Origin of the sequence: Streptomyces sp. NPDC046915 (assembly GCF_040644935.1) — a bacterium.
Taxonomy (GTDB): domain Bacteria; phylum Actinomycetota; class Actinomycetes; order Streptomycetales; family Streptomycetaceae; genus Streptomyces.
Map to the genome: position 1 here is coordinate 17,360 of NZ_JBEYXB010000005.1, position 20,792 is coordinate 38,151.

A 20,792-nucleotide genomic window follows, 5' to 3' on the forward strand; every position below is an offset into this window, starting at 1 on the left:
GCCTCCAGGCTCCCATGGCGGGTCGGTCCTGTCGGCGCACACGGTAGAACGTGTTGCAGAAATTGGGAAGCGAGGAACAGCGTCAGCGCAGCGTGGCGATGAACTCCGTGCAGGCCCGCGCGCAGTCCCGGCACGCCGCCGCGCTCTCCTCGGCGCCCGGCTGCTCGTCGAAGGCGTGCGCGCACTCCAGGCACACCGTCCGGCACAGCTCCAGCTGGATACGGATGCCGTTCTCGTCCAGGCAGTTGTACTCGGACAGCACCCGGCAGGTCGCGTCGCACACCTCGGCGCACATGATGCCCCGCCGCCGCGCCCGCTCCTGCTCGTCCGTACCGCCCGGATCCAGGAGGCTCGCGCGCAGCGCGCACGCCCGCGCGCACTCCGTACACGCCTGCGCACACGCGAAGCGGTCCTCCAGGAACCGGTACAGCTCCTGTTGGGTGGTCGTCGTCGGTGTCACACGGACCGGGTAGCCGGGGCCCGACCTGTCAAACCCGCCGACCGGGGAGACGAAGGCGGACGCGACCGATTGCCGCCCGCGTCGCCCGGTGTCCACGGCCCGCTACGGATAGTGTCCGGTTCGCACCGTTCTGGCGGGGTATTCAGCTCGTATGAGTACCGCATCGATGCAGCTGGCCGCCGCTAGCGGCCTGATGAGTCTGGTTCTCTTCCTGGTGGCGATCGCCGTTCTCGCGATCCTGGCCGGGGGATTCTGGCTGACCTCACGCGTCAGATACAACGAGTCGCCGCGTCCGCGCCCGGACGAACAGCCGCACCTGCCGCCGGAGGGTGCCGTGCACGAGGTCCGGGAGAACCGGGAGTCCGAGGAGGTGCCCGTGGTACCGAAGGGCGGTCGCGCCATCACCCCCTACGAGCTGAGAAACCAGGACACGAAGCCCAGCGAGTCCAAGGACCGGCCGCGCTGGAGCAGAGGGTCGAGCGGCTCCTTCGGCGGCGGCGGACTGGGCGCCCACTGAGCCGAGGACGACCGCGCGTAGCCTGAGCCCGGGTTTCCGGGGTGTGGCGCAGGGCACTCGTGCGCCGTGCTCAGGAGAACGGGGCCACGAGCCCGGCGTGCCGGCGACCGGCTGGACGCCCGCCTCCCTCTCTCCGAGGGAGGCGGTCTGCTGCGCAAGGCCTTCCCCGATCACTGGTCGTTCTTCCTGGGCGAGCTCGCCCTCTACAGCTTCCTCGTCCTGCTCCTGACGGGCGTCTGGCTCACCCTGTTCTTCCACCCGTCGATGACCGAGGTCGTCTACGACGGCTCGTACCGGCCGCTGGACGGGGTGCGGGTGTCGGAGGCGTACCGTTCGACGCTGCACCTCAGCTTCGACGTGCGCGGCGGGCTGCTGATCCGGCAGCTGCACCACTGGGCGGCGCTGGTCTTCCTCGCCGCGATCGGCACGCACCTGCTGCGGGTCTTCTTCACCGGCGCCTTCCGCCGGCCCCGTGAGCTCAACTGGACGATCGGCGTGACGCTGTTCCTGCTGGCGCTCGCCGAGGGCTTCGCCGGTTACTCGCTGCCGGACGACCTGCTGTCCGGCACGGGGCTCAGGATCGCCCAGGGCGTCATGCTGTCGATCCCGGTGGTGGGGACGTACATCAGCATGTTCGTGTTCGGCGCCGAGTTCCCCGGGCACGACCTGATTCCCCGGCTGTACACGCTGCACATCCTGCTGCTGCCCGGATTGCTGCTCGCGCTGATCAGCCTCCACCTGATCCTGGTGGTCTACCTGAAGCACACGCAGTGGGCGGGCCGGGGCCGTATCGAGCGCAATGTCGTGGGCAAGCCCATGGTCCCGCAGTTCACGGCGAGTTCGGGCGGCCTGTTCTTCATGGTGAGCGGGGTGCTGACGCTGCTCGCGGGGCTCGCGCAGATCAATCCGGTCTGGGTGTACGGCCCTTACCGGCCGGACACCGTCTCGACGGGTTCGCAGCCCGACTGGTACGTCGGCTTCCTGGAGGGCGCGCTGCGGCTGGTGCCGCCGTGGGAGACGGCGGTCGCGGGGCACACGCTGATGTGGAACGTGCTGCTGCCCGCGGTGGTGCTGCCGTTGGCCCTGTTCGCGGTGCTGTACGCGTACCCGTTCCTGGAGGCCGGGGTCACCGGGGACCACCGCGAGCACCATCTGTGCGACCGCCCGCGGGACGTGCCGGTGCGCACCGGGCTCGGGGTGGCGGCCATCTGCTTCTACGGCGTGCTGCTCGCGGCGGGCGGCAACGACGTCATCGCGCACACCTTCAAGCTCTCCCTGAACGCCCTCACCTGGACCTTCCGGATCTCCCTGCTGCTCCTCCCGCCGCTGGCGTTCTACGTGACCCGGGCGGTGTGCCTGGCGCTGCGGGAGGCCGACATGGAGCGGCTGACGGAGGGCGAGGAGACGGGCGAGATACGGCAGACCATCACCGGCGGGTACGAGGAGACCAGCGTGCCCGTCGATCAGGAGCGGCGGTATGTGCTGGAGGCCTACCGGGTGCCCGAGCGGGACCCCGGGAGCGGCTCGGACGGCTCCGACGGCTCCGACGGCTCCGACGGCTCCGACGGCTCCGACGGCTCCGACGGCTCCGACGGCTGAGCCTCCCGGTCGGCGTACTGAAGGACCATGCCCACGAAACCGAGACCGAGCACGCCCAGGCCGATCAGGGCCAGCCACAGGCCGAAGACGACGCCGAGGGCGAGCAGCACGGCTCCGAGGGCGACGGTTACGGGCCACGCGCTGTGCGGCGGGAAGAAGGCGACGGGCCCGGCGGTCTCGACGACCTCCGCGTCGCCGCGGTCCTGCGGCCGCGCGCCGAGCCGGCGGTGCTGGACATGCAGGAAGAACGCGACCAGCGCGGCCATCACCGCGGCCAGGGCGAGGGCGGCCGTCCCGGCGGGTTCGGCGGAACGCCGGCCGTAGCCGACGGCGGTGACGGCGAAGAACGCCGCGACCCCGGTGAACAGGCGGGCCTCGGTCCGCATCACGCCTCCTTCGGTATCTCCGGGTGGTGCAGGTCGAACGCGGGGGACTCGGAGCGGATGCGGGGCAGGGCGGTGAAGTTGTGGCGCGGCGGCGGGCAGGGGGTGGCCCACTCCAGTGAGCGGCCGTAGCCCCAGGGGTCGTCGCCGTCCGCGCGGCGGCCGTGGTGGGCGGTGCGCCAGACGTTGTAGAGGAACGGCAGCGTGGACAGGCCCAGCAGGAGGGCGCCGAGGGAGCTGATGGTGTTCAGCAGGGTGAAGCCGTCGGTGGGCAGGTAGTCGGCGTACCGGCGGGGCATGCCGGCCTCGCCCAGCCAGTGCTGGACGAGGAACGTGGTCTGGAAGCCGACGAACAGCGTCCAGAAGTGGATCTTCCCGAGGCGTTCGTCGAGCATCCGGCCGGTGAGTTTCGGCCACCAGAAGTAGAAGCCCGCGAACATCGCGAAGACGACGGTGCCGAACAGTACGTAGTGCAGGTGCGCCACGATGAAGTACGAGTCGGTGAGGTGGAAGTCCAGCGGCGGCGAGGCGATCAGGACGCCGCTCATGCCGCCGAGCAGGAAGGTCACCAGGAAGCCGCAGGACCACAGCATCGGCGTCTCGAAGGAGACCGAGCCGTGCCACATGGTGCCGATCCAGTTGAAGAACTTCACCCCGGTCGGCACCGCGATGAGGAACGACGTCAGCGAGAAGAACGGCAGCAGCACGGCGCCGGTGGCGAACATGTGGTGCGCCCACACCACGGCGGAGAGCATGGTGATCGCGATGGTGGCGCCGACGAGGCTCACATAGCCGAAGACCGGTTTGCGGCTGAACACCGGGATGATCTCGGAGACGATGCCGAAGAACGGCAGCGCGACGATGTAGACCTCCGGGTGCCCGAAGAACCAGAACAGGTGCTGCCACAGCAGCGCGCCCCCACTGGCCGCGTCGAAGATGTGCGCGCCGAACTTCCGGTCCGCCTCCAGGGCGAGCAGGGCAGCGGTCAGCACCGGGAACGCGGGCAGGACGAGGATCGAGGTGAACAGCACGTTCCAGGTGAAGATCGGCATCCTGAACATGGTCATGCCGGGGGCGCGCAGACACAGGATCGTCGTGATGAAGTTGACCGCGCCCAGGGTGGTCGAGACGCCGGTGACCACGAGGCCCATGGTCCACAGGTCGCCGCCCGCACCGGGGCTGCGGACGGCACTGTTGAGCGGCGCGTAGGCGAACCAGCCGAAGTCCGCCGCTCCCCCGGGCACGAGGAAGCCGGAGATCACCATCAGGCCGCCGAAGAGGTACAGCCAGTACGACAGGGCGTTCAGCCGAGGGAAGGCCACGTCCGGCGCGCCGATCTGAAGCGGCATGACCGCGTTGGCGAACCCGGCGAACATCGGCGTCGCGAACAGCAGCATCATGACCGTGCCGTGGATCGTGAACAGCTGGTCGTACTGGCTCTGGGTGACCAACTGAAGGCCCGGACGGGCGAGTTCGGCCCGCATCAGCAGGGCGAGCACGCCGCCGAAGAGGAAGAAGGAGAAGGCCGTCGTGAGGTAGAGGTTGCCGATGACCTTGTGATCGGTCGTGGTCGTCCAGCGCAGCAGCGCGCGGCCCAGCGGGGCGTGCCGCGTCGGCCGCGGCGGCACCGGGAGCGATCGGGCCGACGTGTCGTGCACCACCATGCGCCGCCGGGTACCCGGGGGTGGCGCACCCATGTGGACGTGGTCAGGGCCGGGTGCGGTCCCCCGCCCGGTGCCCGTCCATCCGGGTCACGTGGGCGACGTTCTCCTGGTCCTCGGCATCCTCGCTGGGGCGGGCGGCGAACCAGGCGTCGAGGATCTCCTTCAGCACCGCCTCGGAGGTCAGGCGCAGACCGATGGCCAGTACGTTGGCGTCGTTCCAGCGGCGGGCGCCGTCCGCGGTGTACGCGTCCGGGCACAGCGCGGCCCGTACGCCGGGCACCTTGTTCGCGGCGATCGAGGCGCCCGTCCCCGTCCAGCAGCACACCACCGCCTGGTCCGCCCTCCCGGCGGCCACCTCACGGGCGGCGGCCTCCGAGCAGACCGCCCACTGCGGATCCGCGCCGGGGTCCAGCGCGCCGTACGCCCGCACCTCGTGACCGCGCCGGCGCAGTTCCTCGACGAGGAGCCGGGCGACGGGTTCGTCCATGTCGGAGGAGACGGAGATCCGCATGCCTCCGAGCTTAGGGCCTGCCCGGCCGATATCAGGTGGAGCTCCCGGCCGACGGATGGGCACGACGTGCCCATGGCCGGCCTCCACGACATCGTCCTCGACTCCGCTCGCCCGGCCGCGGCGGCCCGCTTCCGGGCGGCGGCCCTGGGCGGCTACGCCGTGGCCCCCTACGACGCCGCGGAAGTCGCGCGCCTGCGCGCCCTGGGCTCCAGTGGCCCGGAGGACGACCACACCGTCCTCGCCGATCCCGAGGGCAACGAGTTCTGTCTGTTCCCGGACAGGTGATGCCCGGGCCCGTGGCGGCGGGATGGCTGGATCACAGCGCATGGCCGCGGCGCTCGGACATCCGTTCTCCTGGTCGTTGTGACCGACCGGTACGGTTCCGCCATGGAGCTTTCCGAGATCAAGGCCACCGCGCGCCAACTGCTGGAGAAGCTGGGCGCCGGAGGGCTGTCCCTGGATGCCGTGGCCCGCGAGGGCGGACTGGCCGTCGCCGACGTGGAGGCCGTCTTCCCGCGCCGGGACGACCTGCTGACCGCGCTGGTCATCGACGCCTACAACGAGTCCGCCGCCGCGATGGAGCAGGCCGACCAGGCAGCCAGGGACGCGGACGCGTCGGCGGGCGCGCGGCTCCTCGCGGTCACTCGCGCGCTGCGGCGGTGGTCCTTCGACAACGCCGGTGAGTTCACCCTGATCTACGGCTCGCCCGTGCCGGGGTACCACGCCCCGCAGGACACGGTCCCGCCCGCCTCGCGCACCCCCGCCGTGCTGGCGGCCATCGTGCGTTCCGCGCTCGAGGCCGGTGAACTCACCCCGCCCCGGCGGGCGATGGCCGGACCGCCGCTGCTCCTCCCGGAGGCCGTGGAGCTCTTCGGCGGTGCCCCCGGGGCACCGTTCTCGGACATCATCGAGCGCGGCATCGTGCTGTGGAGCAATCTGATCGGGCTGCTGGTCTTCCAGGTCTTCAGCCGTACCCACGACAGCGTCCGGGACGAGTCCGCGTTCTTCGACTACGCCATCGCCGTCGCGGCCGAAGGCATCGGACTCGAGGTGCCCCTGGGCGTCGACGCCGACTGAGACGTCACCGACTGAGACGACACCGACCGAACCGTCCGCCGCGTGTGCGGCACCGGCAGGGAGTCAAGCCGTGACCACCACCAGAACGCTCTGCTTCGCCATAGCGGCGCTCTCCTCGTACGCCGCGCTCGTGTACCGGCTGTGCCAAGTCAGGCGCAGCTGGCGGGACAGCGCCTACCGGACACTGGTCGTCACTCTGCTGCTCCAGTGCCTCACCTTCACGATGGGTGCCGTCGCCATGGGGGGCAAGAGCTTCCTCGGCGTCGGCAATCTCGCCATCCTGGTGATGCATCTGTCGGCGGTCGCCTTCTGTGTCAGCGCGCAGATCATCCTGCTCCGCTGGGCGATCGCGGACGAGGAGGCGGTGCGGGGGACCCGCTACTGGCTGATCACCGGGATCGCCCTCGACGTGCTACTGACCGTGCTGTTCTTCGTCGCCGACGGCCCCGGCCGGCCGGCCTCGGACTTCGACACCGGCAGCGGGCAGCCGCTGGTGCTCACCTATCTGCTGCTCTTCATCGTGTCGCAGGCGGTTCCGTGCGTCACCATCTTCCGCCAGTGCGGCCCCTACGCGCGGATGACCGACAAGGCCGAGCTGCGCCAGGCCCTGCAACTGCTCTCCGTCGCCGCGGTGGTCCTCTTCCTGTACTGCCTGGCCAGGACCGTCAACATCCTCACCGCCGCGGGCGGGGTCGACATCGGCGTCTGGAAGCTCGCCTCGAACGTCTTCAGCGCGCTGGGCATCGTCGTCCTCTCGCTCAGCCTGACGATGCCCTCCTGGGGCGCCCGGATCGCGAAACTGCTGGACTGGGCGGACAGTTACCGGTCGTACCGGGCTCTGTACCCGCTCTGGCGGGACCTGTACGAGTCCTCGCCGGACATCGTCCTGGAGCCTCCCGGGGCCTCGGTCTCCGACCTCGACTACCGTCTGCACCGGCGGGTCATCGAGATACGGGACGGCTGGCGGGACCTGCGTCCCTACATCGACCGCACCACCAACGGATCCGGCACGGCGGACCCGGGGGCGAGCGAGGAGTCCCGGCAGGCGTTCGCCGAAGCGGCACGTATCAGACAGGCGCTGCACGCCAAACGCACCGGCGACATCCCCGACGACAACGGGGACGCTGGCGACTTCGAGGACCGGGATACGGACAACTTCACGGCGGAGGTCGCCTGGCTCACCAAGGTCGCGTCCGCCTACCGTAGACTCAGCAACGTGGGTTGAGAGCTCCCGCCCGGTCTGTTCCCCCGTCAGACCGGGCGGGTTTTTCCTTGTCTCCCCGTGGTTCCCCATGTCCCCCGCGGTTCCCCGTGTTTCACGGTGCTTCCCCACTGTCTCTTCGCCTGGCCCGCCCCTCCCCCGAAGGCCGGGCCAGGCTGCCCCGGCCGGCCGCGAACTCGGCCACCCCCGTGAGCCAAGTTAACTGCCAGCTATCGGCGAGATCCACGTTGACGGACTCCAGTCCGATTGTCAACTGACAGTTAATCTGCGAAACTTATGAATAGCCGAGAGCAAGGCCGAGGAGGTGACGGGAGGGAGATTCACAGTGTCCGAGCCTGACGACCGCCCCCTGCTGGCAGTGCGCCTGGACAACCTTTTCAAGACGGTCCGCCCCAAGGGCAAGCACTGGACCAACGCCGAGGTGGCGGAGGAGGTGAAGCGGGCCAACCCCGAACTCCGGGTCGGCGGCGTGTACCTGTCGCAGCTGCGGACGGGCAAACGATCCAACCCCTCACCGGACCTCCTGGCCGCCCTGGCTCGCTTCTTCGGCGTGTCGGTCGCCTACTTCTTCGACGACAAGGTCGCCGAGTCGGTGCTCAGTGAGATCGCCGCCGTGGAGGCACTGCGCCAGTCAGGGGTCCGTGCCGTGGCGATGCGGGCCGCCGGGATGAAGAAGGAGAACCTCCAGGCCATCACGGCGATCATGGACCAGTACCGGCAGTTGCAGGGTCTTCCGCCGGTCTCCGACCCCTCGGAGACAGAGTGAGACGCGCCGGAAAGGGACGGTCCGCCGACCAGGACCGACGCAGTCAGCTCAAGCGGCTCCGCAGAGCCGGCGCGCAGAAGATCACCGATCTCGATCTGCCCCAGGTGGCCGACGTGGCCGAACTCTGCCGCTACCTCGGGGAGGTCCGCGGCCGTCCGATCACTCTGGTGCCGATGCAGATGCCCGCGTCGCACCCGTGCGGGATGTGGGTCGCCGCCCGCGACGAGGACCTCATCTTCTACGACGCCAACACCACCGGCGCGCATCAGGAGCACATCATCTTGCACGAGCTGGGCCACATCATCTGCTGCCATCGCGGGGCGGGTTGGCTGGACGAGGCGACCGCCCGCCTCCTCTTCCCCAACCTCGACCCCGACCTCGTGCGTGACATGCTCCTGCGCGCGACCTACGACGACGTACAGGAACAGGAGGCGGAGATCATCGCCTATCTGCTCTCCCAACGGGTTGGCAGCACCCAGGAACGGCATGGCGCGCCCCCGGCCGAGGAGCCCGGAACGGACGGGAACTCCGGAAAGACCGCCATGCTCAGCCGGATCGAACGCACCCTCATCTGACGTGCGTCGCTCACCCTCCCGCGGCCGCCACCTCCTCGGCGAGGATCGACACGGCACGTCGGATGTCGTCCTCACGGTGTTCGCTGGTGACGAAGAACCGCAGCCTCGCGAGTCCCTCCTCCACGGCGGGATGGAAGATCGGATCGGCCACGACTCCCCGGGCGTACAGCCGGTCCGCGACGCGCAGGGTCCTCGCGGAGTCGCCGAGCACACACGGCACGATCGGAGTGTGGGCGCTGGAGCCCGTCGGCAGACCGGCCGAGGCGGCGAGGCCCAGGAAGAGCTCCGCGTTCCGCCGCAGCGTGCGCACCCGGTGCGGTTCCGCGGCCATCAGCTCGGTCGCGGCCAGTGCCGCGGCGGCGTTGGCCGGGGTCAGGCCGACGCTGTAGACGAAGCCGGGCAGCGTGTGCCGCAGCCAGCGCACCATCCGGGCCGAGCCACCGAGGTAACCGCCGCAGCTGGCGAAGGCCTTGGAGAGCGTGCCCATCCACAGATCCACATCGGCCCGGTCGGCCCCGAAGAACTCCCCGACGCCACGGCCGCGTTCGCCCACGGTGCCGATGCTGTGCGCCTCGTCGACCATCAGCAGGGCGCCGTACCGACGCTTCAGCTCGATCACGGCGGGCAGGTCGACGAGATCGCCGTCCATGCTGTAGGCGCCCTCGACGGCGATCAGTACCCGCCGGAACCGGGACCGGTTGAGCCGCAGCATGTGCTCCAGTTCGCCGATGTCGTTGTGGGCGAACGGGCGTCGCGCCGCGCCGGACAGCGCGACGCCCTGAAGGATGCTGTCGTGGGCGAGGGCATCGTGCACCACCAGGTCGCCCGCGCCCACGAGATGCCCTATCGCGGTGACATTGGTGGCATGGCCGCTCACCAGCGTCAGGCAGTCCTCCACTTCGAGGAAGCCGGCGAGCGCCCGCTCCAGCCGTACGGTCAGGTCCCGTTCACCGGAGAGCACCCGGCTCGCGGACACCGAGGTCCCGTACCGCTCCACCGCCTCGTGCGCGGCCTCGTTCACCGCCGGATGACCCGAGAGCCCCAGGTAGTTGTAGCTGCCGAAGGACAGGTACGGCCGGCCGTCGATGACGGTGGTGTCGCGGATGTTGCCCTCGTGGACCCGGAAGTACGGCAGGTCCGCACCGCTGTTGGTGATCGCGCCCAAACGCTCCTCGAACAGCCGTACTTCCGGGAAGTCGTCCACGCACGCGGTGTCAGCGGCCCAGTGGGCCGGCGTCTGCGGGGGCAGTGGCTCGCCGGGGGCCGGCGGCTCGGTGAGGTGCGGGTCGACCAGCGTGATCAGCCGCTCGACGGTGAGACCGCGGGAAAACATCTCGTCGGTGCGGAAGCCCGGTACCCGCTTGCCGAGGTTGACCTCCAGCTCCTGAAGCATCAGGGAGTCGAAGCCGAGATCGGTCGCCAGCACCATCCGCTCGCTCAGGTCCGAGAGGGGGAAGACACCGGCCCGCGACACCTCTTCGAGCACGATGACCGCACTCGACGCGCCACCGGCCGGCACCGCGACGGACACCGCCTCGGGGCGGCCCACCGGGCCGGGCCGCTCCTCCCCCACGTCATCGAGGGCGCGGGAGGTGTCCTCGGGCTCGCGAGCCGATTCGTCCACCACCCAGTGGTGGCGCGGGGCGAGCGGACTGGGCGGCAGGGTGCAGGGCGGTATTCGCTCCGCCCCCGGACCCGGTCCCGGACCGGTGACCGCGAGCTCGGCGGGCGCCGTCACCGTACGGCCCTCCGTGACGGCCTCCGACGCCGCGCTCAGCTTGGCGACGGCGTCGGCGGCGTCCTCCGCCACCAGGGCGAGGTGTTCGGCGAGGGGAGCCCGGCGGGCCAGGGTGTCCGCCACGGCGGCCAGCGGCGGCCGGTCGGCGGCGATGGTGTCGGCCAGTTCCCGGGCGTAGCGGGCGAGCCCGGCCCGGTCGCGGCCGCTGAGGACCAGGCGGTGCGGCCCCCCGTCCGGTGCGGGGCGGGGAGGTGCCGTGGCGCATTCCTCCACCACCACATGCACACCGGTGCCGCCGAACCCGAAGGCGCTCACCCCCGCCCGGCGCGGCTGCCCGGACTCCGGCCATCGGGCCGGCTTCGTGGGGACGGTCAGCCGCGCCGCGTCGAGCCCGGCACGGTCCGCCAGGTCGAACTCCGGCTGCGGCGGGACCACTCCCCGGTGCACGGCCAGGACGGCCTTGATGAGTCCGGCCAGTCCGGCGGCGTTGAGCGAGTGGCCCACCACCGCCTTCACCGCGCCGAGGAAGGCGGGCGCACTCCGCTCGCCGCGCAGTTCGCGCAGGACACCGACCTCGACCGGATCGCCGACCGTGGTCCCGGTGCCGTGCGCCTCCAGGTAACCCACCGCGTCCGGGGCCAGGTCGGCGTCCCGGTAGGCCCGGCGCAACGCCCGGAGCTGACCGGCCGCCTGGGGATGCATACCACCCTGCACGGTCCCGTCATTGGCCGTTCCCACACCCCGGATCACCGCGTAGACCCGGTCACCGGCCGCCAGCGCGTCGGCCAGGGGCCGCAGCACCAGTACCCCGGCGCCCTCCCCCAGGACGAACCCGTCGGCCCGCGCTCCGAACGGCAGGCACCTGCCGCTGCGCGAGATGGCGCCGATCCGGCAGAGTCCCACCAACAGGTCGGGGGTGAGCAGCAGTTGGGCGCCGCCTGCGAGGGCGATGCGGCATCGGCCCGCGCGCAGTGCGAACACGGCGTTCGCCACGGCCATGAGCCCGCCGGAGCACGCCGAGTCCAGCGCGTAGCTCTCGCCGTGCAGATCGAGGACCGAACTGATCGTGTTCGGGCCCATGTTGAGCAGCAGCCCGGCCACGGACGTGCCGTGCAGCCCGTGGACCGCGCGGACCGTGTCCGGCCACCGAGGATCGGCAGGCCGCGCCCCGAACTCACCGCCGGCCAGCTGACGCATCCGGATGTGCAGGGTGCTGAGCTCTCGGTAGCCGCTCTCGGTGAGCGACGTGATCACCGAGGTCTCCTCGCGGTCGAAACCGTCGGCCTCCCAGCCCGCGTCCTGGACGGCCTCACGGGCGAGGTCGATCAGCAGCCGGTGCTGGGGATCCATCGCCCGGGCCCGCCGCGGCGGGATGCCGTAGTGCGCCGCGTCGAAGTGGCCCACGTCCGGCAGCAGCGCCATGGTGTCCGTGTAGGCCGAGGACGTGTCACGGAAGTTGTCGCTGAGGAAGGCGGCGGTGCGCCACCGCGAGTCCGGGACGGTGGAGAACTGGGCCTGCGGGGCCGTCAGGAGCCGCCAGTACTGGTTCACGTTCCGCGCCCCCGGGAACCGGCAGGCCATCCCCACGATCGCGACGTCGTCATGGCGGGCACGCGCCGGGCCCGCTGCGGAATCCTTCGTCGTCATGGACGTCACCGGGCGGTGGCCGGTCGACTGCGCCACCAGTCCACGGTCGCTCTGACCTGCTCGTCGACCGGGGTGGCCTCGGCCGTGAATTCGGCCTCGTAGGCGCTGGAGTCCACCACGAACGGGCGGTCGAACTGGTAGCGGACCTCCTTGAGTTCGCGGATCAGCGGGGAGAAGACCGAGGCGACGCCCAGCACGGCCGGGGGCAGCCTGCGGACCACGACCGGTCCGGTCCCGGCCTCGGCGGCGAGGCGGTCGGTCATCTCCCGGGTGGACAGCGGGGGTCGGGTCGGGACGTGCCAGGCCCGTCCCCAGGCGCGTTCCTCGCCCGCGACCTCGGCCATGGCCGTGGCCACGTCCGGGACGTAGGTCCAGCTGTGCGGGGTGTCCGGGTCCCCGAGGGTGGCGACCGGCTTGCCGCGCAGCACCCGCGGCACGACCCGCGCGGCCAGGTGCCCGCCGTCGGTCACGCCGGGGCCGAAGAAGTCGGAGGCCCGTACCTCGACCGCCTTGATACGCCCCTGCTCGTGCAGTTCCCGCGCCTGCTCCCAAACCGCCGCGCGCACCCGCCCCTTGGGGCCGGTCGCCGCGAGCGGAAGCTTCTCGGTGAGGGGCCCCTCCACCGGACCGTAGCCGTAGAGGTTGCCCAGCACGACCAGGACGGCCCCGCTCGCCTCGGCCGCGGCGCAGACCGACGAGGCCAGCGGGGGCCATTCGCTCGTCCAGCGGTGGTAGGGCGGTGCGGCGCAGTTGTGGATCGCGGCCGCGCCCCGCACGGCGTCGGTCAGCCGCTCGCTGTCCGTCGCGTCCAGCGCGACATGCTCGATGCCGGGCTCCGGACTCCGGCCCGATCTGGTGATGACGCGTACTAATTGACCCTTTTCGGCCAGCAGCCGGGCGGTGGCCGCTCCGGCGGGCCCAAAACCTATGACGACATGAAGGCTCACGCTCGCACACTAGCGCGCGCGTCTGTGGCGCCCGCGGCCGGTACGTCAGGGACATGCCACGCGGCCGTACCGCCCCGCGCCTGCTCCGGCGACGCACGTGACCTTCGCTGCCACAAGGTCGATACTGCCAGTAGCAGCACTCCAGACGTCCCGCCTAGGAGGCACCGATGAAGATGCTGATCAACGTCCCGGAGACCGTGGTCGCGGACGCGCTGCGGGGGATGGCGGCGGCCCATCCCGAGCTGACCGTCGATGTCGAGAACCGGGTGATCGTACGGCGGGACGCCCCCGTGGCCGGTCAGGTGGCGCTGGTCTCGGGCGGTGGGTCGGGGCACGAGCCGCTGCACGGCGGGTTCGTGGGGCACGGCATGCTGTCGGCGGCCTGCCCGGGTGAGGTGTTCACCTCACCGGTGCCGGACCAGATGGCGCGGGCGGCGGCCGCCGTGGACAGCGGGGCGGGTGTGCTGTTCGTCGTGAAGAACTACACCGGCGACGTGCTCAACTTCGACATGGCCGCCGAGCTCGCCGAGGACGAAGGCATCCAGGTCGCGAAGGTGCTGGTCAACGACGACGTGGCGGTCACCGACAGCCTCTACACGGCCGGCCGGCGCGGAACCGGCGCGACCCTGTTCGTGGAGAAGATCGCGGGCGCCGCCGCGGCCGAGGGGCAGCCGCTGGAGCGGGTGGAGTCCATCGGACGCCAGGTCAACGAGAACTCCCGCACCTTCGGCGTGGCGCTCAGCGCCTGCACCACCCCGGCCAAGGGCAGCCCCACCTTCGACCTGCCGGCCGGCGAGCTGGAACTGGGCATCGGCATCCACGGCGAGCCGGGCCGGGAGCGGCGGGCGATGATGACCTCCGGCGAGATCGCCGACTTCGCGGTCCACGCGATCCTGGAGGACCTCACCCCGCGCAGTCCGGTGCTCGTGCTGGTCAACGGCATGGGCGCCACCCCGCTGCTGGAGCTGTACGGCTTCAACGCCGAGGTGCAGCGGGTGCTCGCCGAGCGCGGTGTCGCCGTGGCCCGCACGCTCGTCGGCAACTACGTCACCTCCCTCGACATGGCGGGCGCCTCGGTCACGCTGTGCCAGGTCGACGAGGAGCTGCTCAGGCTGTGGGAAGCGCCGGTGCGGACACCGGCCCTGCGCTGGGGCATGTGACACGGCACCGGAGCGAGAGACCCATCTACCACGCGAGGAGATCCAGTGCTCGACGCCGACTTCTTCCGCCGTTGGATGACGGCGACCGCCGCATCCGTGGACCGCGAGGCGGAACGGCTCACCGCCCTCGACTCGCCCATCGGGGACGCCGACCACGGCAGCAATCTTCAGCGCGGGTTCACGGCCGTGCGGGCCGCGCTGGAGAAGGAGGCGCCGCAGACGCCGGGTGGCGTCCTGACGCTGGCCGGGCGCCAGCTGATCTCGACCGTCGGCGGCGCGTCCGGGCCGCTGTACGGCACCCTGCTGCGCCGTACGGGCAAGGCCCTCGGGGATGCCGCCGAGGTGAGCGAGGACGAGTTCGCCGGGGCGCTGCGGGCGGGCGTGGACGGGGTGATGGCGCTCGGCGGTGCCGCCCCCGGGGACAAGACCATGATCGACGCCCTGGTGCCGGCCGTCGACGCGCTCGGCGACGGCTTCGGCGCGGCCCGGTCCGCCGCGGAGGAGGGCGCCGAGGCCACGATCCCGTTGCAGGCCCGCAAGGGCAGGGCGAGCTATCTCGGGGAGCGCAGCATCGGCCACCAGGACCCGGGGGCCACCTCGTCGGCGCTGCTGATCGCGGCACTCGTGCAGGCCGCGGAGGCAGCGGAGGCGGCAGGTGAGTGACGGCGGGCTGGTCGGGATCGTGCTGGTGTCGCACAGTGCGGAGGTGGCCGCCTCCGTCGCCGAGCTGGCCAGGAGCCTGGCCGCCGGCGGTACCGCGGTGCCGGTCGCCGCGGCGGGCGGCACGGAGGGCGGCGGGATCGGGACCAGCTCCGAGCTGGTCGCCGCCGCGGCCGCGTCCGTGGACGGGGGCGCCGGGGTCGCACTGCTCACCGATCTGGGCAGCGCGGTGCTCACCGTGAAGGCACTGCTCGCGGAGGGGGACGAACTGCCGCCGGATTCCCGTCTGGTGGACGCCCCGTTCCTGGAGGGCGCGGTGGCCGCGGTCGTCACGGCGGCGACGGGCGCCGGCCTCGACGCGGTGGAGGCGGCGGCCGTGGAGGCGTACACGTACCGGAAGGTGTGAGGAGCCGGCGGTGCCGGGGCCGTGGACGACAGCCGGGGCCCGTTCAGCCGCCGTCCCGGACCAACCGCCGCGCCAGCCGCTCCCCTCGCGCCACGGCCTCCGCGTGGTTCTCGATGGACGTCACCGGCGCGCCCTTGAAGACGATGTACGTGACACCGGAGGGCACCCCGCCGGTGCGCGGGTCGGTGGGGATCCCGAGGGCGCGGGCGGTGGCGTACGAGGCCTCGCCGATGATGTCGTGCGGGCCGGTGTCGCCGACGACCGCGTACCGCACCGTGTCCCGGTAGACGACGGCGGCCACCGAGCCGCCGCGGACGCCGTGCGCGCGGGGGTTCCAGATGCCGCTCCGGGCCGGCACCACGATGTAGGGCAGGCGCTCGGCGCTCAGATGGCGGCCGTCGGACTGCTGGTAGGCGGTCGCGGCGGAGAAGAGCGGGTCGGTGCGGCGGTTGCAGCGGGCGGTGGGCCGCCCGTCGCAGTCGATGTCCATGTCGGCCTTCCAGAACACCACCTCGCGGGTGCCGCAGACCCGGACCTTCGCCGAGCTTGCGGAGTCGGTGCGGTAGCGGCCGTGGGAGACCGGGACGCAGTGGCGCAACCTGGCCAGCAGGTCCGCGGCCGCGACCCGGCCTTCGCTCCGGGACACGGCTGCCCCGCGGGGCCGTACGGCGACGGCGGGTTCGGTCAGCGTCGCCGGGACGAACAGAGCGGCGGCGCCGGCCGCGGCCAGCGTCAGTGCCTGGGCACGCACGATGAGGGACCCTCTCATGGGGGGACAGGGACGACAACCCGGCCAAATCTGACATAACGGACGCCCCGTGAGTGGCCGAGTGGCCGGGGACCTGAGTCCGTGTCGGGCCCAGGCCGCCCCGGCCGCCCGTGCGGGCGCGGGATCAGCGACGACAGCGTTCCGCGCCCCAGGCGTGAACTGCCCTGCCCTCCAGGGCAGTTCAGCCGTGAGGTGGCTCAGCATACGTAACCCTCCCTCCCGGTCGCCAAATATGACCATCACACCACCCTCTTGAGGTGATCACGTCATACGGGTCATATTGGTCCGGACCATTGCGGTGACAGCGCTGCGAGGGAGGCCGACTCGTGCGACGCGTGCCCCTCCCTCCGGTCCCCCGGGTCGTCGCCTGCGGCGCCCTGGCGCTGGTGGTGTCCTGCGGCTGGGGCGGCCCGGCCGGTGACGAGGGCCGGATGCCGGGTGCGCCGACGGGTGTCACCGCCGCGGCCGGGAGCGCCACGACCGTGCACGTCATGTGGAACGCGGTGACCGGCGGTGCCGGTGTCCGCGCCTACGAGGTGTATCGGGGCACCACGAGGGTCACGGAGGTGCCTGGTTCGCAGCACATGGTGGACGTCACCAGGCTCAGGCCGTCCACCATGTATGTCTTCACCGTCCGGGCCCGGGACACGGACGGGCGAGCCGGTCCGCCCAGCCAGGAGGTCCGGGCGCGGACACCCGCCGCCGTCGCGGCGGACCGCTCGGCGCCGAGCCGCCCCGGGCACCTCGAAGGCCGCGCGGTCGGCAGCCGGTCCGTCCAGCTGTCCTGGGACGCGTCCAGGGACGACCGGGCCGTGGTGTCGTACGACGTCTGCCAGGGCGGGGTGAAGATCCACAGCGTCGGCGGCGGGCAGACCGCGACCGTGGTCACGGGGCTGCGCCCGGGCACCCGCTACGTCTTCACGGTCCGCGCCCGCGACGCGGCCGACAACCTCTCGCCCGCCGGCGCCCCCGTCCGGCTGACCACACCGGGCACCGACGACGGCCGGGACACCGCCCCCACCGGCTTCCGGACGACGACCCACCGCGCCGACGGGGCCTACTACATCGACCTGTCCTGGGTGCCGCCGCGCACCGACGGCGTGGTCACGGAGTACCAGATCCGGCTCGACGGGCGCCCCGCGACCTCCCTGGTGTGGGGCGGGAGCCCGCCGCGCGGCCGGGCGTCCTACAGCTTCTACGCGGGCGGAGACGCGGGCGTGGTCCACCGGGTGCGGATCCGGGCCCGGCTGCCGGACGGCACCTGGGGCGGGTTCTCGGCGGAGCGCACCGTGACCACCGGCGAGGGCGGTCAGGGCAGGCCCTGAGCGCGCCGGACGACGCCCCGGAGCTCACCCGGGTGCGGCGGTCCCTCACCCGGACGGGTGCGGTCCGCCTGCGGGACGGGCCGGGCGCACGTTTGCTGACCCTGAAGCAGCACGGACGTTTCCCGACCCCCGGCGGCGCATGGGACGTTCCGCCGACCGTGCCGCCGGAGGGCAGCCCAATGCGCACTACTCGACTTCTCCTCCGCTCCGGCCTCACCGCGGCGGCCGCCGTCACGCTCCCGCTCGGACTCACCGGGCCGGCCGGCGCCGTCTCGGGGATCTCCGTCAGCACCACCGGGTCCACGGTGTCGGTCACGACCAGCGCCTGTACGCAGAACGGCGGCAGCTGGGGCAACGCCTCCCTGATCGCGAGCAGCCAGGCGAACTTCGCCCAGGGCCGTCAGGTGGCCCTGGCGGGCACGACCATCAGCCAGTCCGCCGCCTGGTCGGGGGTGAGCCCGGGGACGTACACCGTCGTGGTCGTCTGTTCCAACGGCATCACCGCGGGCACCCAGGCGGTCGTCGTCGCGCCTCCGTCGAGACCGACGATCTCCGCCACGTCCGCCCCCTCGCCCTCGCGCGGCGTCATGGGCGGTGTGGGCGGAGCCGCCCGGGACTACGGTCCGGTCACCCTCGGTGTGGGCGGGGCGCTGGTGGGCATCGCCCTCGTCGCCACCGGCTGGATCCTGCGCCGCCGCTCGAGGCCGTACCGGTTCTGAACCGGGCCCCGTCAGACGCCCTCGTCGCCGGCCGTGTTCCGCGACAGCTCGTCGAACTCGGCCAGTGCGTGGGTGAGCCACCCGGTCCAGAAGGTCTCCAGATCGATGCCCGCCCGCAGCACCAGATGGCGCAGCCGGTCCTGCGCGCTGTCCCGGTCCGGCGGGAAGTCGCGCCGTTCGATCTCCTGGTACTCGGCCAACTGCCGCCGGTGCAGTTCGAGATGGCGGCGGATGTCGGTTTCCAGGCCCGCCGTGCCGACCACCGCCGCGGCGCGCAGCCGCAGCAGCAGGGCGTCGCGGTGCGGCTTGGGGTCCTGGGACGCGGACGTCCAGCGGGCCAGTTCGGCGCGGCCCGCGGGCAGGACCTCGTAGCTCTTCTTCTGCCCGCGGGCCGGCTGCTCGGCCGGCAGGGTGCGGATGTGGCCCTCGGCCTCCAGCCTTCCCAGCTCGCGGTAGATCTGCTGGTGCGACGCCGACCAGAAGTAGCCGATCGACTTGTCGAACCGGCGGGTCAGCTCCAGCCCCGACGACGGCTTCTCGAGCAGGGCGGTGAGGATCGCGTGCGGGAGTGACATGAACTCATCCTAGGGAGGACGCCGGGCCGTTCCGGGCCCGTCTACAGGGCCGCCGCCAGCTCCGTGCCCTGCTTGATGGCGCGCTTGGCGTCCAGTTCGGCGGCGACGTCGGCGCCGCCGATGAGGTGCGCGGGGCGCCCGGCGGCGAGCAGCTCGTCGTACAGGCCGCGGCGCGGTTCCTGGCCGGTGCACAGCACGATCGTGTCGACCTCGAGGACCGTGCTCTCCTCACCGACGGTGATGTGCAGCCCGGCGTCGTCGATCCGGTCGTAGCGCACGCCCGGGACCATGGTGACCCCGCGGTGCTTGAGCTCGGTGCGGTGGATCCAGCCGGTGGTCTTGCCGAGCGACGCGCCGACCTTGGTGGTCTTGCGCTGGAGCAGGTGGACGGTGCGCGGCGGCGCGGGCCGCTCGGGGGCGGCGAGGCCGCCGGGCGCGCGGTAGTCCGTGTCGACGCCCCAGTGGCGGAAGTACGTCGCCGGGTCCTCGCTCGCCTTGTCCCCGCCGTCGGTGAGGAACTCCGCGACGTCGAAGCCGATGCCGCCCGCGCCGAGGATCGCGACCCGGTCGCCGACGGGGGCGCCGCCCCGCAGCACGTCGAGGTAGCCCACGACGCGGGGGTGGTCGACGCCGGGGATGTCGGGGGTGCGCGGGGTGACGCCGGTGGCGACGACGACCTCGTCGTAGCCGGTGAGGTCCTCGGCCTCGACGGGGGTGCCGAGCCGTACGTCCACGCCGTGCGCGTCGAGCTGGTGGCGGAAGTAGCGCAGGGTCTCGTCGAACTCCTGCTTGCCGGGGACCTTGCGGGCCACGTTGAGCTGGCCGCCGATCTCGCTCGCGGCGTCGAAGAGGGTGACCCGGTGGCCGCGTTCGGCGGCGCTGACGGCGCAGGCGAGGCCGGCGGGGCCGGCGCCCACGACGGCGACGCGCTTCGCCAGCCGGGTCGGCGACAGGACCAGCTCGGTCTCGTGGCAGGCGCGCGGGTTGACCAGGCAGGAGGTGATCTGTCCGCTGAAGGTGTGGTCCAGGCAGGCCTGGTTGCAGCCGATGCAGGTGTTGATGGCCTCGGGCTTGCCGGCGGCGGCCTTGGCGACGAAGTCGGGGTCGGCGAGCATGGGGCGGGCCACGGAGACCATGTCGGCGCAGCCGTCCGCGAGCAACTGCTCGGCGACCTCGGGGGTGTTGATGCGGTTGGTGGTCACCAGCGGGACGGACACCTCGCCCATGAGCTTCTTGGTGACCCAGGTGTAGGCGCCGCGCGGGACCGAGGTGGCGATGGTGGGGATGCGCGCCTCGTGCCAGCCGATGCCGGTGTTGATGATCGTCGCTCCGGCGGCCTCGACGGCCTTGGCGAGGGTGACGACCTCCTCGAGGGAGGAGCCGCCCGGGACCAGGTCCAGCATGGACAGCCGGTAGACGATGATGAAGTCCTCGCCGACCGCGGCCCGCACCCGGCGGACGATCTCGACGGGGAAGCGCATGCGGTTCTCGTACGAGCCGCCCCAGCGGTCGGTGCGGTGGTTGGTCTGCGCGGCGATGAACTCGTTGATGAGATAGCCCTCGGAGCCCATGATCTCGACGCCGTCGTAGCCCGCCTGCCGGGCCAGGCGGGCGGCGCGGGCGTAGTCGTCGATCGTCCGCTCGACCTCGTCGTCGGTGAGCGCGCGGGGCGGGAAGGGGCTGATCGGCGCCTGCACCGGGCTCGGCGCGACCAGGTCCTTGTGGTAGGCGTACCGCCCGAAGTGCAGGATCTGCATCGCGATCTTCCCGCCCTCGCGGTGCACGGCGGCGGTGACGGCCGCGTGCCGCTCGGCCTCCGCCTCGGTGGTGAGCTTGGCGCCGCCCTCGTACGGGCGTCCCTCCTCGTTCGGCGCGATGCCGCCGGTGACGATGAGCCCCACTCCCCCGCGCGCGCGGGCGGCGTAGAACTCCGCCATCCGCTCGAACCCTCGTTCGGCCTCCTCCAGGCCCACGTGCATGGAGCCCATGAGCACCCGGTTGGGCAGCGTGGTGAAGCCAAGGTCGAGGGGGTTCAGCAGGTGGGGGTAACGGCTCATCGGGGGCCCTCCGTG

The 20,792-nt window shown here is 71.9% G+C and carries 21 protein-coding genes; 12 read left to right on the forward strand and 9 right to left on the reverse strand.

Annotation, left to right across the window (positions count from 1 at the left end):
• Positions 1 to 82: 82 nt before the first annotated feature.
• Positions 83 to 460 carry a four-helix bundle copper-binding protein gene (locus tag ABZ915_RS14045; protein WP_361801059.1) on the reverse strand — a complete coding sequence of 126 codons (378 nt, stop codon included), beginning with the start codon at positions 458 to 460 and terminating at the stop codon, positions 83 to 85.
• Positions 461 to 611: 151 nt separating this feature from the next.
• On the opposite strand from ABZ915_RS14045, the gene ABZ915_RS14050 reads away from it, so the two are divergent.
• Together ABZ915_RS14050 and ABZ915_RS14055 are read left to right on the forward strand one after the other, a co-directional pair.
• Positions 612 to 977: a DUF6479 family protein gene (locus ABZ915_RS14050; protein WP_361801062.1), complete on the forward strand. Its 366-nt coding sequence runs from the start codon at positions 612 to 614 to the stop codon at positions 975 to 977.
• A gap of 66 nt (positions 978 to 1,043) precedes the next feature.
• Positions 1,044 to 2,576, forward strand: a complete 1,533-nt coding sequence (locus ABZ915_RS14055) for a cytochrome b N-terminal domain-containing protein (protein ID WP_361801065.1) — start codon at positions 1,044 to 1,046, stop codon at positions 2,574 to 2,576.
• Here the strand turns inward: ABZ915_RS14055 and ABZ915_RS14060 are convergent.
• The 3 genes from ABZ915_RS14060 to ABZ915_RS14070 are packed head-to-tail and all read right to left on the reverse strand — an operon-like array spanning position 2,468 to position 5,134.
• Positions 2,468 to 2,962, reverse strand: a complete 495-nt coding sequence (locus ABZ915_RS14060) for a cytochrome c oxidase subunit 4 (protein ID WP_361801068.1) — start codon at positions 2,960 to 2,962, stop codon at positions 2,468 to 2,470. The genes ABZ915_RS14055 and ABZ915_RS14060 overlap by 109 nt on opposite strands.
• Positions 2,962 to 4,623 carry a cytochrome c oxidase subunit I gene (ctaD, locus tag ABZ915_RS14065; RefSeq protein ID WP_361801071.1) on the reverse strand — a complete coding sequence of 554 codons (1,662 nt, stop codon included), beginning with the start codon at positions 4,621 to 4,623 and terminating at the stop codon, positions 2,962 to 2,964. The genes ABZ915_RS14060 and ctaD overlap by 1 nt, the downstream gene beginning before the upstream one ends.
• 43 nt (positions 4,624 to 4,666) lie before the next feature.
• Positions 4,667 to 5,134 (reverse strand): RpiB/LacA/LacB family sugar-phosphate isomerase, encoded by a 468-nt coding sequence (locus tag ABZ915_RS14070; protein WP_361801074.1) that lies wholly within the window; start codon positions 5,132 to 5,134, stop codon positions 4,667 to 4,669.
• Positions 5,135 to 5,206: 72 nt separating this feature from the next.
• Here ABZ915_RS14070 and ABZ915_RS14075 point away from each other — a divergent pair, with 72 nt between their 5' ends.
• The 5 genes from ABZ915_RS14075 (at position 5,207) to ABZ915_RS14095 (ending at position 8,774) form a co-directional block, all read left to right on the forward strand.
• Positions 5,207 to 5,419: a VOC family protein gene (locus ABZ915_RS14075; protein WP_361801077.1), complete on the forward strand. Its 213-nt coding sequence runs from the start codon at positions 5,207 to 5,209 to the stop codon at positions 5,417 to 5,419.
• Between the two features lie 102 nt (positions 5,420 to 5,521).
• Positions 5,522 to 6,211 (forward strand): WHG domain-containing protein, encoded by a 690-nt coding sequence (locus ABZ915_RS14080; protein WP_361801080.1) that lies wholly within the window; start codon positions 5,522 to 5,524, stop codon positions 6,209 to 6,211.
• Between the two features lie 70 nt (positions 6,212 to 6,281).
• Positions 6,282 to 7,436, forward strand: coding sequence for an MAB_1171c family putative transporter (locus tag ABZ915_RS14085; protein ID WP_361801083.1), 1,155 nt, complete (start codon positions 6,282 to 6,284; stop codon positions 7,434 to 7,436).
• A 322-nt stretch (positions 7,437 to 7,758) separates the two neighbouring features.
• On the forward strand, positions 7,759 to 8,199 hold the full coding sequence (locus tag ABZ915_RS14090) for a helix-turn-helix domain-containing protein (protein ID WP_361801086.1): 441 nt from the start codon (positions 7,759 to 7,761) through the stop codon (positions 8,197 to 8,199).
• On the forward strand, positions 8,196 to 8,774 hold the full coding sequence (locus ABZ915_RS14095) for a toxin (RefSeq protein WP_361801089.1): 579 nt from the start codon (positions 8,196 to 8,198) through the stop codon (positions 8,772 to 8,774). Before ABZ915_RS14090 ends, ABZ915_RS14095 begins: the two co-directional genes overlap by 4 nt.
• Positions 8,775 to 8,784: 10 nt before the next feature.
• Here ABZ915_RS14095 and ABZ915_RS14100 read toward each other — a convergent pair whose 3' ends face one another.
• Positions 8,785 to 12,159: an aminotransferase class I/II-fold pyridoxal phosphate-dependent enzyme gene (locus tag ABZ915_RS14100; RefSeq protein ID WP_361801092.1), complete on the reverse strand. Its 3,375-nt coding sequence runs from the start codon at positions 12,157 to 12,159 to the stop codon at positions 8,785 to 8,787.
• 5 nt (positions 12,160 to 12,164) lie between these two features.
• Positions 12,165 to 13,106: an NAD-dependent epimerase/dehydratase family protein gene (locus ABZ915_RS14105; RefSeq protein WP_361801095.1), complete on the reverse strand. Its 942-nt coding sequence runs from the start codon at positions 13,104 to 13,106 to the stop codon at positions 12,165 to 12,167.
• Positions 13,107 to 13,273: 167 nt separating this feature from the next.
• Here ABZ915_RS14105 and dhaK point away from each other — a divergent pair, with 167 nt between their 5' ends.
• From dhaK to ABZ915_RS14120, 3 genes are read left to right on the forward strand one after another with little or no spacing between them, the layout of a single operon-like run.
• On the forward strand, positions 13,274 to 14,266 hold the full coding sequence (gene dhaK, locus ABZ915_RS14110) for a dihydroxyacetone kinase subunit DhaK (RefSeq protein ID WP_361801098.1): 993 nt from the start codon (positions 13,274 to 13,276) through the stop codon (positions 14,264 to 14,266).
• A gap of 45 nt (positions 14,267 to 14,311) precedes the next feature.
• Entirely contained in the window at positions 14,312 to 14,929 is a 618-nt protein-coding gene (dhaL, locus tag ABZ915_RS14115; RefSeq protein WP_361801101.1) for a dihydroxyacetone kinase subunit DhaL, read from the forward strand.
• A complete protein-coding gene (locus ABZ915_RS14120) occupies positions 14,922 to 15,332 on the forward strand; it encodes a PTS fructose transporter subunit IIA (RefSeq protein ID WP_361801104.1) in 411 nt (136 codons plus the stop codon). Before dhaL ends, ABZ915_RS14120 begins: the two co-directional genes overlap by 8 nt.
• Positions 15,333 to 15,375: 43 nt before the next feature.
• Here ABZ915_RS14120 and ABZ915_RS14125 read toward each other — a convergent pair whose 3' ends face one another.
• The gene (locus ABZ915_RS14125; protein ID WP_361802422.1) at positions 15,376 to 16,083 is read right to left on the reverse strand and encodes a glycoside hydrolase family 75 protein; all 708 of its coding nucleotides are present in this window, start codon (positions 16,081 to 16,083) and stop codon (positions 15,376 to 15,378) included.
• 344 nt (positions 16,084 to 16,427) lie between these two features.
• On the opposite strand from ABZ915_RS14125, the gene ABZ915_RS14130 reads away from it, so the two are divergent.
• A complete protein-coding gene (locus ABZ915_RS14130) occupies positions 16,428 to 17,426 on the forward strand; it encodes a fibronectin type III domain-containing protein (protein WP_361801107.1) in 999 nt (332 codons plus the stop codon).
• A 179-nt stretch (positions 17,427 to 17,605) separates the two neighbouring features.
• Positions 17,606 to 18,145 (forward strand): hypothetical protein, encoded by a 540-nt coding sequence (locus ABZ915_RS14135; RefSeq protein ID WP_361801110.1) that lies wholly within the window; start codon positions 17,606 to 17,608, stop codon positions 18,143 to 18,145.
• Between the two features lie 11 nt (positions 18,146 to 18,156).
• On the opposite strand, the gene ABZ915_RS14140 is transcribed toward ABZ915_RS14135, so the two are convergent.
• A complete protein-coding gene (locus ABZ915_RS14140) occupies positions 18,157 to 18,720 on the reverse strand; it encodes a PadR family transcriptional regulator (RefSeq protein ID WP_361801113.1) in 564 nt (187 codons plus the stop codon).
• A 41-nt stretch (positions 18,721 to 18,761) separates the two neighbouring features.
• Positions 18,762 to 20,777, reverse strand: coding sequence for an NADPH-dependent 2,4-dienoyl-CoA reductase (locus ABZ915_RS14145; protein WP_361801116.1), 2,016 nt, complete (start codon positions 20,775 to 20,777; stop codon positions 18,762 to 18,764).
• Between the last annotated feature and the right edge of the window lie 15 nt (positions 20,778 to 20,792).

Bases quoted from the DNA above. Each gene is read 5' to 3' on its own strand.
- ABZ915_RS14050 (WP_361801062.1), top strand. From the start codon at position 612: ATGAGTACCGCATCGATGCAGCTGGCCGCCGCTAGCGGCCTGATGAGT.
- ABZ915_RS14060 (WP_361801068.1), bottom strand. From the start codon at position 2,962: ATGCGGACCGAGGCCCGCCTGTTCACCGGGGTCGCGGCGTTCTTCGCC.
- ctaD (WP_361801071.1), bottom strand. From the start codon at position 4,623: ATGGTGGTGCACGACACGTCGGCCCGATCGCTCCCGGTGCCGCCGCGG.
- ABZ915_RS14070 (WP_361801074.1), bottom strand. From the start codon at position 5,134: ATGCGGATCTCCGTCTCCTCCGACATGGACGAACCCGTCGCCCGGCTC.
- ABZ915_RS14075 (WP_361801077.1), top strand. From the start codon at position 5,207: ATGGCCGGCCTCCACGACATCGTCCTCGACTCCGCTCGCCCGGCCGCG.
- ABZ915_RS14080 (WP_361801080.1), top strand. From the start codon at position 5,522: ATGGAGCTTTCCGAGATCAAGGCCACCGCGCGCCAACTGCTGGAGAAG.
- ABZ915_RS14100 (WP_361801092.1), bottom strand. From the start codon at position 12,159: ATGACGACGAAGGATTCCGCAGCGGGCCCGGCGCGTGCCCGCCATGAC.
- dhaK (WP_361801098.1), top strand. From the start codon at position 13,274: ATGAAGATGCTGATCAACGTCCCGGAGACCGTGGTCGCGGACGCGCTG.
- ABZ915_RS14135 (WP_361801110.1), top strand. From the start codon at position 17,606: ATGCGCACTACTCGACTTCTCCTCCGCTCCGGCCTCACCGCGGCGGCC.
- ABZ915_RS14140 (WP_361801113.1), bottom strand. From the start codon at position 18,720: ATGTCACTCCCGCACGCGATCCTCACCGCCCTGCTCGAGAAGCCGTCG.
- ABZ915_RS14145 (WP_361801116.1), bottom strand. From the start codon at position 20,777: ATGAGCCGTTACCCCCACCTGCTGAACCCCCTCGACCTTGGCTTCACC.